14 protein-coding genes and 1 riboswitch are annotated in these 17,125 nt (G+C 53.2%); of the genes, 3 read left to right on the top strand and 11 right to left on the bottom strand.

Annotated features, from left to right (window positions below; translation table 11 throughout):
- Positions 1-3: 3 nt before the first annotated feature.
- From SACSAC_RS13155 to prfA, 7 genes are all read right to left on the bottom strand, one after another.
- On the bottom strand, positions 4-588 hold the full coding sequence (locus tag SACSAC_RS13155; RefSeq protein WP_037287082.1) for a TIGR01440 family protein: 585 nt from the start codon (positions 586-588) through the stop codon (positions 4-6).
- Positions 589-755: 167 nt separating this feature from the next.
- Positions 756-838, bottom strand: a riboswitch (ZMP/ZTP riboswitch).
- A gap of 589 nt (positions 839-1,427) precedes the next feature.
- The gene (locus SACSAC_RS13150; RefSeq protein ID WP_037287080.1) at positions 1,428-2,009 is read right to left on the bottom strand and encodes a low molecular weight protein arginine phosphatase; all 582 of its coding nucleotides are present in this window, start codon (positions 2,007-2,009) and stop codon (positions 1,428-1,430) included.
- 36 nt (positions 2,010-2,045) lie between these two features.
- Positions 2,046-3,269: an L-threonylcarbamoyladenylate synthase gene (locus SACSAC_RS13145; protein WP_037287077.1), complete on the bottom strand. Its 1,224-nt coding sequence runs from the start codon at positions 3,267-3,269 to the stop codon at positions 2,046-2,048.
- A 24-nt stretch (positions 3,270-3,293) separates the two neighbouring features.
- Complete coding sequence (locus SACSAC_RS13140) at positions 3,294-4,565, bottom strand: FtsW/RodA/SpoVE family cell cycle protein (protein WP_084778050.1); 1,272 nt, start codon at positions 4,563-4,565, stop codon at positions 3,294-3,296.
- A gap of 151 nt (positions 4,566-4,716) precedes the next feature.
- The gene (locus SACSAC_RS13135) at positions 4,717-5,970 is read right to left on the bottom strand and encodes an FtsW/RodA/SpoVE family cell cycle protein (protein ID WP_037287074.1); all 1,254 of its coding nucleotides are present in this window, start codon (positions 5,968-5,970) and stop codon (positions 4,717-4,719) included.
- A gap of 299 nt (positions 5,971-6,269) precedes the next feature.
- Positions 6,270-7,181 carry a peptide chain release factor N(5)-glutamine methyltransferase gene (gene prmC / locus SACSAC_RS13130; RefSeq protein WP_037292784.1) on the bottom strand — a complete coding sequence of 304 codons (912 nt, stop codon included), beginning with the start codon at positions 7,179-7,181 and terminating at the stop codon, positions 6,270-6,272.
- Between the two features lie 25 nt (positions 7,182-7,206).
- Positions 7,207-8,277 carry a peptide chain release factor 1 gene (prfA, locus tag SACSAC_RS13125; protein WP_037287071.1) on the bottom strand — a complete coding sequence of 357 codons (1,071 nt, stop codon included), beginning with the start codon at positions 8,275-8,277 and terminating at the stop codon, positions 7,207-7,209.
- Positions 8,278-8,670: 393 nt separating this feature from the next.
- On the opposite strand from prfA, the gene SACSAC_RS13120 reads away from it, so the two are divergent.
- The 3 genes from SACSAC_RS13120 to SACSAC_RS27700 all read left to right on the top strand — a co-directional run bounded on the left by SACSAC_RS13120 (position 8,671) and on the right by SACSAC_RS27700 (position 11,405).
- Positions 8,671-9,534 (top strand): response regulator, encoded by an 864-nt coding sequence (locus SACSAC_RS13120; RefSeq protein WP_037287069.1) that lies wholly within the window; start codon positions 8,671-8,673, stop codon positions 9,532-9,534.
- Positions 9,525-9,986, top strand: coding sequence for a chemotaxis protein CheX (locus SACSAC_RS13115; RefSeq protein ID WP_037287066.1), 462 nt, complete (start codon positions 9,525-9,527; stop codon positions 9,984-9,986). Before SACSAC_RS13120 ends, SACSAC_RS13115 begins: the two co-directional genes overlap by 10 nt.
- A 183-nt stretch (positions 9,987-10,169) precedes the next feature.
- On the top strand, positions 10,170-11,405 hold the full coding sequence (locus SACSAC_RS27700; RefSeq protein WP_037287063.1) for a DUF2087 domain-containing protein: 1,236 nt from the start codon (positions 10,170-10,172) through the stop codon (positions 11,403-11,405).
- A gap of 332 nt (positions 11,406-11,737) precedes the next feature.
- On the opposite strand, the gene ychF is transcribed toward SACSAC_RS27700, so the two are convergent.
- The 4 genes from ychF to SACSAC_RS13085 form a co-directional block, all read right to left on the bottom strand.
- Complete coding sequence (gene ychF, locus SACSAC_RS13105) at positions 11,738-12,838, bottom strand: redox-regulated ATPase YchF (RefSeq protein WP_037287060.1); 1,101 nt, start codon at positions 12,836-12,838, stop codon at positions 11,738-11,740.
- A gap of 150 nt (positions 12,839-12,988) precedes the next feature.
- Positions 12,989-13,993: a globin-coupled sensor protein gene (locus SACSAC_RS13100; RefSeq protein WP_037287057.1), complete on the bottom strand. Its 1,005-nt coding sequence runs from the start codon at positions 13,991-13,993 to the stop codon at positions 12,989-12,991.
- Positions 13,994-14,509: 516 nt separating this feature from the next.
- Positions 14,510-15,559, bottom strand: a complete 1,050-nt coding sequence (gene fni, locus SACSAC_RS13090) for a type 2 isopentenyl-diphosphate Delta-isomerase (RefSeq protein WP_037287053.1) — start codon at positions 15,557-15,559, stop codon at positions 14,510-14,512.
- Positions 15,560-15,648: 89 nt separating this feature from the next.
- Entirely contained in the window at positions 15,649-17,124 is a 1,476-nt protein-coding gene (locus tag SACSAC_RS13085; protein ID WP_037287051.1) for a phytoene desaturase family protein, read from the bottom strand.
- Position 17,125: the final 1 nt, after the last annotated feature.

Raw genomic sequence — 17,125 nt, 5'->3', positions numbered from 1 at the left:
TCGTTATTCGCAAAAAGTTGAATCTTCATTCTCCGCCAAACGGTAGACTGCGCGTTCCCCGCCGATCAGCGGAGGACGGGTCAGCGCGGCGTTCACTCGGGCTTCGCCGATCTGTCTGACCGACAGCCGAAGCGGAACCGCCACACGGCGCAAATGCATCCCGATCAGCGTCTCGCCGATGTCCAGACCCGCATGAGCCTCGATACTCTCGGCCAGCGCAGGCTCCTGCATGTCGCGATACGCTGCGGAAGCCATGGAGCCGCCTGCTTTGGGTACCGGCACGGCCGATACTTCACGCAGATTGAGTCGCTCCAGCAGCGAACGCTCGACCACAAGTGCGCGATTGAGATGTTCGCAGCATTGGTAGGCCACGTCGAAACCAAACTCTTGCTGAACCTCGCGAATGCCCGCCAGCAGCGATTGGGCGACTTCGAGTGCTCCCGAAGTTCCGATCCGCTGGCCTGCCACTTCGCTTGTGCTGGTGCCGATCACCAGAATCTTGCCCGGCTTCAGTCCGGCACTCTCCGCCAATTCACGTACCGCAAGCGTTACCTGAAGGCGAATCGAATTCTCGTGTTCCTGCTTCATCTCCGTCACTCCTTCGCTAATGCCGTTCGCAGTCAAACAGCGACTGCGCCACGGCTTTCCTTTAACGATCATAACGCCGAAATCGCTCAAAGGAAAGCGAGTAGTCGGAGCGGAACGTGGATTAAAAAACAAAAAGAGCGACCGCGCGCGTAAAAACGCGCGAAGCTGCTCTTTGCCCAGGCGACCGGCCGATTACTCCGGTGCTCCATCGTGGTTGAACCCACACTCGTCGCCAGTTACACCGGATCTGCAATTTCCCCTTCATCATAAGACAACAAAGGGCAAAAATCAACTTAAATTCGTGCGAAATACGGACAAATAATGAGAAGCATTTCACAGACGTTCGGTAATGATGCAAAAGCTCGGCTCGGCTCGGCTCGGCTCGGCTCGGCTCGGCTCGGCTCGGCTCGGCTCGGCTCGGCTCGGCTAACGGATTCTATGTCCTTTAGAAGCCGAAATCAACCCTCTCCGCGATTTTAACGGATCGTATTGCCGTTAGACGCTTATTTTTCCGCTTTTCCCACCGAAATCCGGCCATTTTTCACGCTAAGCGTCGCCTCGTTCCGTTAGATTTTTCGAACCCTCAAAAACAGCTTCTAAGCGTCATCTCGTTCCGTTAGCTGTCTCAAGTCCCTGTCCTTGAAAATCTTTGCTCGCCCATTTTTCTAGGGCGTGTACGCAAACTCCGCCGGAAGCAGATTTTGCGTACACGCCCTAATCTGCGCCGATTACTTCTCTGATTTCTTATGCACGCGCACTCCCGTCAAGCGCTACGCAAAAAGCCGCCTGCACCGAAATCCGCAGGCGGCTTGCTGTATGTTTTGACTATACTTTTACGCTTACCCGATGTTCTCCAGCTTATCCAGCAGTCGATCCAGCGCCGTCCGAATCTCGGCCGCCGTCGATTCATAATCGTCTCGCGAACCGCCGAACGGATCGGAAATATCGAAGATCGGAATACGCTGGCGCAGCTCGATCATCCGCTGACGCACGGTCGCGTCCACGGCTTCGCCTAGCGCGCGCGACAACTCGGCCGACGCCGTCAAACTATCCAACTCTTCCAGGTCGGCCAACACCTCAGGATCATTTTCCACGTATTCCTTCAAGGTGTAGACACGCTCGAATGCTTCGGGAAAATAACTCAGTACATGGCTTTTATGCGACCCGGTTAGCGTCAGAATCAAGTCCGCCCACTCCACTAGATCCCGATCCAACGGAGAAGAGGTCAAACGATCGTTGATGCTGTGGTCGCGCAGAACGCCCTCCGCATGGCGGGAGATCGGCACGCCCCACGATGCAGCCACGCCGGCCGAGCGAACATCCACCTCTACGCCGCGCTCCCGCGCCATTTGGCGCAGCAAACCTTCAGCCATCGGACTCCGGCAAGTGTTACCCGTGCATACGAATAAAATATGTTTCAAGCGAACCGTCTCCTTTGCGTAAAAGTGTTTTTAAAATCAAACCCGATGAATACGTCCGCCGGCCGCTTTGCTCATCCGATTCATGATCGCCAAGCCGATGCCTTCTTCCGAGCAGCCTTCCGCCAGCATATATGTCGTACCTGACTCGTCGAATTGTCGCAACGCCGCGTATAAACGGGAAGCCGCTTCACGCAGATCATACTGGCTCCCCAAAGACAACACGACGTCAGCCAATTGTTCATAATGAGCCAAGTGTTCGTCAAATACCAACACGCCTGTCTTTTCTCCGCGTACCCGCGCAGCAGCAAGACGCTCACGAATTTTCTTTTCAACCTGATCGTCCGAACCGCTGACGACCTCAAGCTGTCCGCTCGGCGCGTAATGCGTATACTTCATCCCCGGCGAACGAGGAGCTTCTTCCGTCGCGCCGCCTTGCGTAATATCATCCCGTAACTCGCTGCGGAGTTCGGCGTTATGCGATCCGGCTTCAGTCGGCGATGATTGTATGGGTTCTGCCTCGGCCGTGACCGCCTCCGGATCAAGGTCTGCTCCATGGTCGGCGGACACTTGGCTTACCGGAGCATCAAGAACCCGACTTAGTTCATCGACCGATACGCCGCCCGGACGAAGCACGGTTGCGCCGCCGAGCGTATTCGTCCGCACCACGGTCGATTCCACGCCGACTCCTGCCGGACCGCCATCCACGATCCCGTCGATACGGCCGTTCAGATCCTCCCGCACATGGGAAGCAAGCGTGGGACTCGGACGGCCGGAACGATTGGCGCTCGGTGCCGCAAGCGGACAGCCGGAAGCTCGAATCAATTCCAAAGCAACCGGATGATCCGGCATGCGAACCGCAACCGTGTCCAAGCCGGCCGTCACCTTGGGAGATAAAGCGCCAGGGCGAACCGGCAACACCAGCGTCAGCGGTCCCGGCCAAAAAGCAGCCATCAACTTTTCGTCCGATTCGGATACTTCTGCTACAAACGCGTCCAGCTCCGAACGATTCGCGATGTGCACGATCAGCGGGTTGTCGGAAGGACGGCCTTTGGCTGCGAAAATTCCGGCTACAGCGTCTGTATTTCGGGCATCAGCGCCCAATCCGTAGACGGTTTCGGTCGGAAAAGCGATGAGTTTGCCTTCGGCGAGCAAGGCAGCGGCTTCTCGAACGGACGCACTTCCCAAAACCTTTCGAGCATTGTTCCCCGTGGAACCCTGCTCGCCAAGTTCCCAGATCTGCGTATCGATGCGTTCTTGCATGCCTTTGACCCCTCTCACTTTACATCACTTGCTTTTGTCTCTCGAAGCTCTAGCCCGGCCGAATCCTAATGAAGGCCACTTGAAGCCGCGAGGCTTGTACTCTGCTTCTTTGCCCAACTCATCCAGATGGTCTGTTTGCAATCGATCCTCCATCTTGATGACTTCCTGATTATGCACATGAATACTCATGACGATTCCCATACTTGCCATATTGATCAGTAATGACGTTCCGCCGTAACTGATAAACGGAAGCGTGATTCCTGTAATAGGCATAATACCGATATTCATGCCGATATTTTCGAAAATTTGATATAGGAACATCGCTACGATGCCTACGATGATAAAAGGACCCGACCGATCCCTACACTCCAAAGCAATTACGATCATGCGGTGGATCAAAATAAAGTAAAGCAGTAACAAAAAAGCCATACCTACGAAACCAAATTCCTCGCCAATCACGGTGATGATAGAATCGGCGTAGGTGTAAGGAACTTTGGAAGACAAGTCGCCTGCCATATAGCCTTTTCCAAGCATGCCGCCGCTCGCGATCGACTCAAGGGCACGTTCTGCATGATAGCTGTCTCCAGCCGCATCCGGCATCAAAATAGGATCTAGCCTTACCAAGTAATGTTTTTGGCTGGGCATATGAATTTTCATGAATTCCTCGATTTCGGTACGAAAGCTGCGATATGCCGTGATACCACCGTACAAAACGCCTCCCGCCAACACTCCGAAAATCAAGACATGCGTATATTTGATGTTTCCTATCCATAATAAAGCTGCCAAAATGATAGCATAACAAAGCGCGTTGCCCAAATCGTTCTGTGCAATGACAATCATGAACGGAACCACCGCGACCAAAACGATCGGTAAGACATCTCTCCAAAACCCAAGCTTGGCCGTTTGCTTACGAGCCAAAAATGCTCCGATTCCGATAATCAGAATCAATTTGAAAAGTTCCGCCGGCTGCACGCTGACTCCAAGCACCCGAATCCATCCGTTTGCGCCGTTGATCCCTTCGCTGCTCAGCGGACTCCATACCAACATCAACACGCCGATGCCGAAGATATACAAGTACAAAGCATACTTAACGAGCAGTCGATAGTCGACAAAAGTAATGATGAACAACGCTACGAAACCAAGCACATAATATACGGCCATCAGCGTTTCGGAGCCTGCCATTTTCGCATTGCTTCCGCTTGATACTGCGCTATGAATGACAGGAATACATATCCCCGCCAACATCAACAAAATAACTACAATCGTCCAGTCGATATTTTTGATCTTGCCCAGCATCGCCGCAGCCTCCCGCAACACGCGCTGCTTGATCGCCACCGCATGTCGGTTGATTTCAAAGCGAATGCTCGCTTTGTCGTCGTACGCTTTCTTCGCAATCCCTCAATATCCGATCAAGCCGTCATCCGAGCCTTTTTCCCTGCCCGGCTTCTTAAGCCTTTTTCGATCTGCCTATTCTCGACAACGCCCCGCGAATCGCTTGAATCCCGCCGTCGTCGGCTTTCGCGCCTTTGACGTCCGCAAATTCGTCGCGCACGAGGTCTTCCTTCGTGCAAGCCCGAATGCTCATCACGACGCCGATGCTCGCCATATTGATCAGCAGAGACGTACCGCCGTAACTGATAAACGGCAGCGTAATCCCCGTCAGCGGCATCAATCCGATAAACATCCCGATATTTTCGAAAATCTGGTACATGAACATCGCCACGATCCCCACGATGATATAGGACCCTACCCTGTCTTTGCATTCCAGCGCGATCACGATCATCCGGTGAATCATAATGAAGTACAGCACCAACAGGAACGATATCCCCACAAAACCGAATTCCTCGCCGATCACGACGATAATCGAATCCGAATACGTATACGGAACGAGCGAGCCTGTGGCGTTCTGCACCATCTCGCCCTGCATGAAGCCTTGACCCAGCATGCCTCCGCCCGCGATGGCGTATTTGCCGTTTTTGGTCTGCCACGAGGCGTCGCGGCTTGCTTCGTCGGGCATCAGCCAAGGATCGATCCGATCCAGCCAGTGGGCGCGGCCGAGCGTATTCGTCATAAAGTCCGACACCTGGTCATGGTAGGTGATATAAGCTTTGATTCCGCCGAACAACAATCCTGCACCCAATACGAAAATAATCAAAGCGTGCGTGAATTTAAGGTTGCCGATCCACAGCAAACCGATCAGAATCAACACATAACTGAGCGCGTTGCCCAAGTCATTTTGCACCATAACGACGGCAAAGGGGATAAACGCCACGATGCCTATCGGAATCACATCGGCAAGAAAGCCAAGCTTTTCCTTGTTTCGTTTGGCTAAAAGGGAGGCGATCGCAATGACGAGCGCCAACTTGAACAATTCCGCCGGCTGCATGCCGATCGGTCCGAGCTTCAGCCAACCTTGAGCGCCGTTTTGCGTCTGGCCGAGCGGCGTCAGCGTCAATAGCAAAAGCAGCATGCCCCCGCCGTACACGATCCAGAAATACTTCACGTACAGCCGGTAATCGACCAGAGTCATGAAGAAAATAACGCCAAAGCCGAGAATGTAATAAAAAATCATCTGTGTGTCCAGGCCCCTGAATCGATCACTCGTTGCTACGGCACTGTGCACGAGAGGAATACACATTCCCATCATGCAGAGCAGAACGATAATCAGGGTCCAATCGATATGTTTCCATTTGGTCAACATGCGGTATGGTTCCTCCGAAAAGCCTATTCAAGGCCAAATATTCCCTCTTGCGGCATACCGGCGAACGGTATTCCGTTTCTGCCTCGGCGATGCCGCGATTAGCCTTGCGAACCGCGACGCGGTCCTTTCAGCTTTTCTCTCTATGCGTCTTTCTATTGTAGGCGATAACGCCCCTGCTTGTCATGTGGACGACATCCCGCACAACTCTCCCTGCATCGGATACAAAAAGGCGGGAAGCGCTGCGGCGCTGCCGCCCATGCTTCCCGCCCGCGCGGCCTTTTCATGCTTGCAAATTCTATTCAGGCGATTCCGATCACATGTCTGCCGATCCCCGCCAGATCGAACACCGTCTCCACCGTGCTCCAACTTCCGCGCTCGCGCAGCATCTCCGCTACGGCATCGGCTTGGCCCATGCCCAGCTCGAACGCGATCAGCTTCGGATCATGTTGCAGCAGATTCAGCTGCTTCATGATTTCCCGGTACGGCCATAGCCCGTCCGGTCCGCCGTCCAGCGCCCCGCGAGGTTCAAAGTCGCGCACCTCGGGTTGGAGTTCCTCGATATCGGCAGCCGGAATGTAGGGAGGGTTCGAGACCAGAATGTCAAAGCTTCGACCCGCAAAAGGTTCCAGCAGACTCCCCTCGCCGAACGTCACCTCTGCGCCGAGCCGCTGAGCGTTGCGCTGCGCGACGCCCAAAGCGCCCGGCGAGATATCGCTGGCCGTCACTTCAAGTTCCGGACGCAGCAGCTTCAGGCTGACCGCGATTGCGCCGCTGCCCGTGCCTACGTCGAGCACCGAAGCGCTTCCTTGCGGCCATAACGTCTTCGCGTGGCCCAGCACCGCTTCCACCAAGAGCTCCGTTTCCGGCCTCGGGATCAGCACATCCGGCGTCACCTCGAAGATAAAGCCGTAAAACTCCTGATCGCCCAAAATGTACTGCGCCGGTTCTCCGTCGCCTTTGCGCGTAATCGCGTTCTCCCAACGCTCCGCGTCCGCGTGTTCGTAAGGAAAAGGATCCCGCAGCGCCATGACGTACTCCGCGCCCGACATGCCGAGAATTTCTTTAAGCAGTAGCCGCGTATTTTCATCCGCTTCTTCGACGCCCCGTTCCCGCAAAAAAGAGGAAGCCTCCGCAAAGGCTTCCCGGAGCGTCAGACCTTCGCGCAATAGAAAGCCGCTCCGGCCCGAACGTGCCCGATTCAAAGGATTCATGTTCAAGTGATCCGAACCCAACGAATTAAATGCCTTTCTCGTCGATCAGATCCGTCTGTTCGGCGATCGTCAGCGCGGATACGATCTCCTGAATATCGCCGTTCATGATTTGATCCAGTTTGTGCATGGTCAGACCGATGCGGTGGTCGGTCACGCGACTTTGCGGGAAGTTGTAGGTACGGATACGCTCGCTGCGATCGCCCGTACCGACTTTGCTTTTACGCTCGCCGGCATACTTCGCTTCTTCTTCTTGACGCATGACGTCATAGATCCGGGAACGAAGCACCTGAAGCGCTTTTTCCTTATTCGAGTTTTGCGATTTGCCGTCTTGGCAAGTCGCCACGATTCCGGTCGGAACGTGCGTCACGCGCACGGCCGATTTGGTCGTGTTGACGGACTGTCCGCCCGCGCCGCTGGAACAGAACGTGTCCACGCGAATATCTTTGTCGCTGATGACGATATCCACTTCTTCGACTTCCGGCAGCACGGCTACCGTCGAGGTCGACGTATGGATACGGCCGCCCGATTCCGTGGCCGGAATCCGCTGAACGCGGTGCGCGCCGCTTTCGTATTTCATTTTGCTGTACGCGCCGCGGCCGTTGATCATGAAAATGACTTCCTTGAAGCCGCCCAGGTCGCTTTCGTTCACGTCCATCAGCTCGACCTTCCAGCCTTGCGTATCCGCATAACGGCTGTACATCCGGTACAAGTCCGCCGCGAACAATGCCGCTTCGTCGCCGCCGGCCGCGCCGCGGATTTCGACGATCACGTTCTTGTCGTCGTTCGGATCTTTCGGCAAAAGAACGACCCGGATGATTTCTTCCAGTTCGTTTTTGCGCGCGGACAATTCGTCGATCTCCATCTTGACCATCTCGCGCATTTCGTCGTCGAGCTTTTCGCCCTGCATTTCTTTTGCCGCGTCGAGGTCTTCCGCAACGCGTTTGTATTCCGTATAGGCTTCGTAAGCCGGTTGCAAGTCGGACTGCTCTTTGGAGTAGTCGCGCAGCTTTTTCGAATCGCTTGCCACGTCAGGGTCACACAGCAATTCGCTCAATTTGTCGTAACGGTCAACCAGTGCCTGTAATTTATCCAACAAGGCCGATCACCTCTTTATATAGTTTAGATTTGAATGGTTTGAATGTAGGGTTGAATGCGTAGGGTTATACTTATTTATACCCGCTATAAGTGCACGCCTATAAACATCATGTCGATGCCTCCTGTGCCGCGATTACTGAAAAGAAAAAGATTAAGAAAAAGAGCCGTTCGTACCCGTGTACGACGACTCTTAATTATAGCACAGAGCCGCAGAATTGCCTATCGAAACTTCCTGCTTAATCCCTTGATTTTCCACTCAAATTCTGCGTGGTATTTGTCGATATTAGTTACAATACACCGACCTCCGCAAAAGAACGTTTCTTCGACTGCCGGATGACGGCGTAAGCTCACTGATCTTCAGCAAAATGCACAGCAAGAGAAAGGACGGGGTTCTATGTCAGCAGCAAGAGTCGTAATTGTGGATGATTCACCTTTTTCAATAGCGGTTATTCGAAACATCCTAGAAGAAAACGGATTTGAAGTCGTAGGCGACGCCGGAACGCTGGAGGAAGTTAACGAAGTCATTGCGGCAACGCAACCTGACTTGGTTACGATGGATATGACCCTGCCCGGAACGGACGGATTGGAATGTACGCGCGCCGTCCATGCCATTAATCCGAATATCAAAGTCATCGTGATCAGCTCCATGATGGATGACGAAATTCTCAAAGAAGCCAAAGACAATCACGTATCCGGCTACATTCAAAAACCTGTTGATGCCGACGAACTGCTCGCTGCCATTCAGAAAGCGATCGCTTTTGAAGAAATATTCGCCGAACTGGAAGACGAGTACGTCGAAGTCTTCAAAGAAACGCTCAAAGACGGATTGAACCGCATGACGAAGACGCTGCTCACGTATAAAAGCGAATATGAGCTGAATACCGATTTCGAATCTCGCGGCATAGCGGTTATCGTCGGCATCATTGGAAAGTTCTCCGGCAGACTGATGATCGACTTGAGCAAAGAGACCGCTCACGCGCTCGTTGCGGCCATGATGAGAAAAGAACCTGCCAACCTCAACGAAGTTACGGCCGCTCTCGCGGAGTATACCAATATTGTAGCCGGCAACGCCTGCTCTATCCTGAACAAGAAAAACAAAGCATTCGGTCTGCGCCTGGCGCCTCCGTCGATCATGCACGGGGACCATATGCTGATCTCGCAAGCGCCTTTCAAAACGGTAAGTGCCGTCGGAGATACCGATTACGGCGAAGTGCTTCTTAACGTCGGCTTCAAAAGAGGTGAGGACAAATGGACGTAACCCATGTTAACCCGTTTATCGAATCGTTCATGAAAGTCATGCCTCAGCTCGGTTTCGCCGAAGTTCGCAAAGGCGGGCTCGGCGTAAAAGGACAGGATCTTACCTGCTCCGGCATCATTATTTTGGTCGGGATCGTCGGCGCGCTCAAAGGCAACGTCGTCTATCGGATCGATGCCGAACATGCGAAAAAAATCGCGTCGACCATGATGATGGGCATGCCTGTCGAGCAGCTTGACGATATGGCGCGCAGCGCGTTGTCCGAATTGTCTAACATGTTGACCGCTACCGCGGCAACGGAATTTGCGGGCCTGGGCATCAATATCGATATTTCTACGCCTACCCTGCTTTCCGGCGATAATATCTCGGTCAAAATGAGTTCCAAGCAAGTGTTGAGCGTGGAGCTTTTGGCTAACGATACGCCGGTCGAGGTACTGATCTCGTTCGACAATTGATTTTGATCTTGTTAAAAGGCTTCAAAAGCCGCTTTCGTCTTTAATGGCGAAAGCGGCTTTTTATTTTGCAAACAAATTCACTGACCGTTTATTATTTGACAAACATATCTCATATATGTTTATATATAATCAAACAAAAATAAAAATATCTACTATATTCCAAACAAAGGATGAATTCGTGGCATGAATACTTCAGATAACCTATGGAACGCTCCCGTGCAAGACTTAAAAAACGGATATGCCCGTGACGGAGAGACCTTCGTCTGCCTATTCTGCGGCCACGCTACCGAGCAAGGTCTGATCTATGCCGAAGACGGAACTTTTTACGATGCCAAAAAATTCATGCAACGCCATATCAAATCTCAGCATGGATCGGCATTCCAAGCTTTAATCGGTCTCGACAAAAAAGCAACCGGACTGACCGATCATCAAAATGCGCTGCTGCGGCTTTTTTACGAGGGACGCAGCGATGACGAGATCAAGACCGAACTTGAGATCGGCAGCGCTTCGACGATCCGGAATCATCGATTCGTATTGAAGGAAAAAGAACGGCAAGCGCGGATTTTTCTGGCGTTGATGGAACTGCTCAAGGAGCGAAGCGATGACCCGGAACCGGCTTTCATCGCCCCGCATCCCCAGGCCCGCATGATGGACGACCGTTACAATATGACCGAGGATGAACAAAGACAAATTCTAGAGCGGGCTTTTCCGGAAGGCCTGAACGGCCCCCTGCTTACCTTTGACCTGAAAGAAAAGCATCGCCTTGCCGTATTACGACATATCGCCTCCCTATTAGACGACGGCAAATTGTATACGGAAAAAGAATTGAACGCCGAACTTGCCCCAATCTACGAGGATTATGCCATTCTGCGTCGCAATCTTGTTGACTACGACTTCATCAGCCGCGAGCCGGACGGCAGCGCCTATTGGACGACACGCGGCGGTCGGCCCGATTTCGCAGCTATCCAAACTGTCGCAGCTACAACGCCAACCCAGCATAAAACTAAGACCAAGGCGCCCCGAACGACCAAAGCGCCTAAGGAGGATATCCCCGTGAATCACACCAACCGCCGCAAAGAATTACAGGCCATCTACAAAGAAATCAAACAAGAAAGCGGCGTCTACCGCATCATGCACAAGACCAGCGGCAAATCTTTCATCGCATCCCTGCCCAACCTGAAGTCGATGGACGGACGACGCTTCGAACTGAATAACGGCAGCTTCCAAAATAAAGAGCTTCAACAGGATTGGAAAACCTACGGCGAAGACGCGTTCGAATTCGAAGTCTTGGAAGTGCTCAAGCCTTCCGAAAACGCCTACGTCTCCATCCGCGAACAGCTCGGCGAATTAGAAAATAAATGGCTCGCCAAGCTCACGCCTTACGGCGATCTCGGCTATAACAAAAAGCCTGCGCAATAAACGGGCACGTCACTTCATTAATTTTTCAAACCTGCAAGTGGAAACCTTTATCGATCACAAAAAAGCCGTTCTCCTTTTCGCAAGGAGAACGGCCAGCTTGCCTAGAAAGTCCAACGTAACTGGAAGGGAGAAGACGGAGAGAAAAATTCAGTGAAGGATGCCTTTGAACTCGGAAAATTCCTTATAAAACTTCCAATCATTCTTTCCGAGTGAGACAGCATCTTGAACGAATTTTTCTCGCAGTCTGCTCGCTTCCCCCGCTTACGTGACTTTATAGACAAACTGAAGCCGCTCTCCCATCAAAAAGGAGAGCGGCTTTTTCAGTCCAACGATTAAACGTTGAAACGGAAGTGCATTACGTCGCCGTCCTGCACGATATATTCTTTGCCTTCGAGACGCAGCTGACCGCGTTCTTTGGCACCGTTCATCGAGCCGGCATTCACCAGGTCATGGTACCCTACAACTTCCGCGCGGATAAATCCGCGTTCGAAGTCGGAGTGGATCACGCCTGCCGCGCCCGGAGCCTTCGTGCCTTGACGAATCGTCCATGCGCGAACTTCCTGTACGCCTGCCGTGAAATACGTGTACAGGCCGAGCAGCTTGTAAGCCGCTTTGATCAGCAGGTTCAGACCGGATTCCTGAATGCCCAGCTCTTCAAGGAACATCTGCTTGTCTTCGCCTTCAAGTTCGGAGATATCTTCTTCGATCTTCGCGCTGATCGGCACGACTTCGGCGTTTTCGGCAGCCGCGAAATCGCGAACCTTTTGCACGTAAGCGTTGTTCGCTACATCCGCGATTTCGTCTTCTGCCACGTTCGCCGCATACAATACGGGTTTCAGCGTCAACAAATGCAGTTCGCGGATCAATTGCAGCTCGTCGTCCGTCAGATCGATGCTGCGAGCGGGTTGGTCGTTGTACAGAGCTTCCTTGACCTTCTCCAGCACTTCGATCTCTTGCGCGTACTGCTTGTTGCCGCCCTTCATGTTCTTCTTCGAGCGTTCGATTCTTTTGTCCACGCTCTCGATGTCAGCGAGGATCAGCTCCAGATTGATCGTCTGGATATCGCTCACCGGATCGATCTTGCCGTCAACGTGCGTGATGTTCTCGTCCACGAAGCAACGCACAACGTGTACGATCGCGTCAACTTCGCGGATATGGGCCAGGAATTTGTTGCCCAGACCTTCGCCCTTGCTCGCGCCGCGCACCAGACCTGCGATATCGACGAATTCAAAAGCCGTCGGTACGGTTTTCTTCGGTGTAACCATTTCCGTCAGCTTGTCGAGACGCTCGTCGGGAACTTCAACGATGCCGACGTTCGGATCGATCGTGCAGAACGGATAGTTGGCGGATTCTGCTCCTGCTTGCGTGATTGCGTTGAACAATGTCGACTTTCCGACGTTCGGAAGGCCTACAATACCAGCTTTCAATGCCATATGAATACACAACTCCTCTTGATTCTATCTTCTGGGTACGGCAGACACGTCATCGCGCCCGGCCGTAGTGCCTTATACATGCTGTCATAGACAAATCAACCTCTATTATATCAGCATTTGCCCCGGTCTGATAGCTTCAATTCTTGCTGCTCAGACCTGACGGCGCAATTCATCCAATTCTTGCGACAGTCTGGCAATGCTGCTCACGAACGACTCCAACTCTTGAGAGGCAAGCGCTTGTTCTTCGGCGAAACGGGTATTGCGTACCGAGGTCGCCCGAATATCATTCAACGACTTGAAGATCACGTTCAGTTTGCTATCGATCTGCTGAAGCGATTCTTTCGATTTGGTTGCCAAATTACGCACTTCAGCTGCTACGATATTAAATCCGCGTCCTTGCTCGCCCGCTCGTGAAGCTTCGATCGCCGCATTCAGTCCCAGCATATGCGTCTGTGTCGAAAAGCGCCCCATCATGCTGCCGACTTCTTTCACTTGTTCGATTTCTCCCCTTAATTCTTGGAGCTGCTGGCTGGTCTGAACCTGATTGGTCGCCGTTTCGCGTGCTTTCTCTGCCATTTCTCGACTGTTCCCCTGCAAAATGCTCATCATCTCGGCCAATTGCACAACCGCATGGCTGACCCCTTCGATCATCGTCTTTTGCCGGTCAGCCATGGCGCGGATTTTATTCTTCTCGTCTTCTTCGTAAGCTTCCAACACCAATTGAGCGTCCAGGTTGAACACTTTGGTCAGTGCCTGCACCAATTCGCGCCATTCCTGCGTTTCCGTACTCAGATACTCGGCGGACAAGTCGATATATTTGAGATAAGTACCCAAGAACCAATCGCTGGTCAATCCGATTTTGGAATGCACACGCCCGATAAACAGACGATATTCGATGTATTTCTCGTCGATCAACCCGTCGGACATCGACATATAGTATCCCCGCTGCAAATGCTTGAGGCGATCCACGGTCGTGCGCTCGTTGATGATCTTCACCAATTCGGGCTGGGCAATGATATGGCGGTACAAATCATCCACCAGTCGATCTACGATATTGGAAAAGTGATGCTCGTTTCTTTTCAAAAGCGCAAGCAATTCCTCGGTGATTCCCGAAAATTCAATCTGTTTCAACCGTTCTGCCGGTAATCTAATCATCACGTATTCCCCTTCCGAAAATGCGTAATAGATGGCTCAAAAAAAGTTGCCCTCCACCTGCTCAGGCCCGCTTTCATGATGTGTTCGGGAATGGTGCGCGAATGGGGTTGAACCGGGGATGGAGTCGACGCAATGGAAGGTTCTATCCAAAGAGTCGGGATTTTTCTATATATAGAATCATACATTATTTGCCACAATAATCTAGCTGGCATGCGCAAAAAAAGACCAAATTTGCAAAAGGTCTTAGGGGTGTGGAAAAAGTTACGTATGCGGGGGAAGCGAGAAGACTGCGAGAAAAATTCGTTCAATTCGCTGTCTCACTCGGAAAATGGATTGGATTTAAATAAGGAGTTTTCCGAGTTCAAAGGCGTCTTGAACTGAATTTCTCTCTTCGTCTTCTCGCTTCCAGTTACGTTGGATTTTTTTGTAGGGTGAAGGGCAAGTTCTAGTACCTTTAGTGTTGATAAGGCACTAATTCTTCATTTATTGCGGCATATCTTGAAAGGTGCTCAAGAATTACTTATGAAGCAATCGCTTCGTTTCGCGAAGCTGGGTTATATTGGCTGCGCCGATTCCGAACATGACGGTGCGGAGTTCGAATTCGGTTTGTTCCATGGCTGCGGCTGCGCGTTCTACGGAATCGACGGCAGGGCCCAGGAGCGCGCGGCCGACGCCTGCGAGGTTCGCTCCGAGCGCGATGGCTTTGGCTGCATCGACGCCGTTTTTTAAGCCGCCGCTGCCGATCAAAGGGAGGTCGGGCAGTGCGGCGCGGATCTCGGTGATGCAATCGGCGGTGCCGGTGCCCCAACTCGCGAAGGCTTCGGCCGCCGTGCGGCGCATCAGGTCGGAGCTGCGAAATTTCTCCACTTGGCTCCATGAGGTGCCGCCTGCGCCTGCCGCGTCGATGAATGCAATACCGGCTTCCGCCAAGCGCAAGGCGGTTTCTCCGTCGATGCCCCACCCGACCTCTTTGATCCCGACGGGTACGCCAAGTTCCAGGCATAGGCGCTTGATCTTCGGCAGCAAATCCGCGAAATTCATATTCCCTTCCGGTTGGAAGACTTCTTGCAAGCTATTCAAATGCAGCACCAGCGCGTCGGCTTCCGCGATCTCTACCGCGCGGCGGCACTCGTCCGTACCGAATCCGTAGTTCAGCTGTACGGCACCCAGATTGGCGATGACCGGAATATCCGGCGCTTTGTGCCGGACTTTAAACGTCTCCGCCAAATCCTCGCGTTCCACCGCCGCGCGTACCGAACCTAATCCCATCGCCCAGCCGCGCAGTTGCGCCGCTTCCGCCAAGCGCTCGTTGATTCGTCCCGTGCCTGCGCTTCCCCCGGTCATGGAGCTGATCAACAGCGGGGCTTGCAACGCGCGTCCGACAAATTCGGCGGAGAGATCGATATCGTCAAAGTTCAGCTCCGGCAGCGCATTATGACGGAAAACATACCGCTCGAATCCCGTGGTTACGCCGACGCCGGCTACCTCTTCCTCCAGGCACAGGCGGACATGCTCGCTTTTTCGATCTCCGGTCGACGGGCCGGAAATCCCTTCCTCTCTCGTCATGGCCGCTCCCCTCTTTTCTTCCTTAATAATGACAAGCCGATGCCGGCCTGCTCAACTCTTGCGCGGGCACTTTGTCATGCTCCGTACATTCATGCCTTCGTGCTTGCAATCCGTTCGGCGACAAGTTGGCCCGACAGCGTCACGAGCGGCGTGCCGCCTCCGGGATGCGCCGTGCCGCCGACGTACCATAATCCGGACACGTCAGGATCGCGATTACCGGGACGGAAAAAGGTCTGGCGAAGCGTGTTGGACGAAATGCCGTAAATCGCTCCCCGATGCGCATAGGTATCCCGCTGCAAGTCGGCAGGCGTATAACGCTCCAATACCTCTGCCGTATCCAAACCGCCGATCCCTCTCTTTTCCAACATTCGAACCAATTTGTCCGCATACGTTTCCTTTTGCTTTTGCCAATCCCAGGATTCGGACAAATAAGGCGCATTCGCGAGCACGAACAAAGAGCTTCCGCCCTCCGGTGCCGTGCCGGTTTCCGAATACCCGCTATTGCAAATGTACAGAGCCGGATCGTCCGGCGCAACCTTGCGCTCGAAAATGTCCGCGAATTCGCTCTCCAGCTTTTCGGGAAACAACATCGTATGATGCAGCAAAGAATCATAACGCTGCTTCACTCCGGCCAGCAAAACGAAACCGGACAAAGACGGCTCGTACGTATCCAAGCGGCTGGACGAGCTCCGGCGACGCAGACGATCCGGGACCAAACGAGCCGTCGTCAGCAAGTCTCCGTTGCATACGATCTCGCCGGCTTCAAGGACGCCTGCCGTTGTCTCCACGCCGTAGGCGCGCCCGGATCGAACTTTGATCGACAACACTTCCGTATCGGTCCGGATTTTGACGCCCAACTCTCTCGCCAGACGCTCCATGCCTTCGACCAGACCGTATGTGCCTCCGCGAATGCCGTGAATCCCCAAGTCCGCTTCCACATGCGTCAGCATAGCAAAAATCGCAGGCGCGCGCAGCGGAGAAGCCCCTACATACGTCGCATAACGCCCGAACATCGCCAACGTATACGGATGACTGAAATAACGAGCCAGCAAAGCGCGCAATGTCGTGGTCGGACGAACTTTGAGAAAATCCCGAAGCAGCAGCGGATCGATCTTCTCTCGGGTGGAAAGCATCAGTCGATTCAAAAAGCGGCCGTCCGCCAACCCGTATATACGCCGTGCTTCCTGTAAAAATGCCGGATACCGCACAGCATCTTCAGGGCTGTAAGCAGAAATCTGCTCACGCATCCAGGAAGCATCCCGGCTCAAATCTACCGTAGTCCCGTCAAAAAAGACGTTTCGCGTGCGCGGTTCCAACTCATACGTCGTGATATAATCATCCATCCGTCTTCCCGCACGCTCGAATACACGCCGAAACGCATGCAGCATCGTAATCGTACTCGGCCCTCGATCAAAGCGATAGCCGGACTTCTCCACGCGCTTCAGCTTGCCGCCGAGCATGGATTCCTTTTCCGTCAGCGTAACGTCAAAACCTTCGACGGCCAGGCCGATCGCGCAAGACAATCCGCCCAGCCCTCCGCCGACGATCACCGCTTTGCGGCTCATG

This window comes from Saccharibacillus sacchari DSM 19268 (assembly GCF_000585395.1).
GTDB lineage: Bacteria > Bacillota > Bacilli > Paenibacillales > Paenibacillaceae > Saccharibacillus > Saccharibacillus sacchari.
The sequence above is the reverse complement of the archived record's forward strand: the minus strand, read 5'-3'. Positions and strand labels throughout refer to the sequence as shown.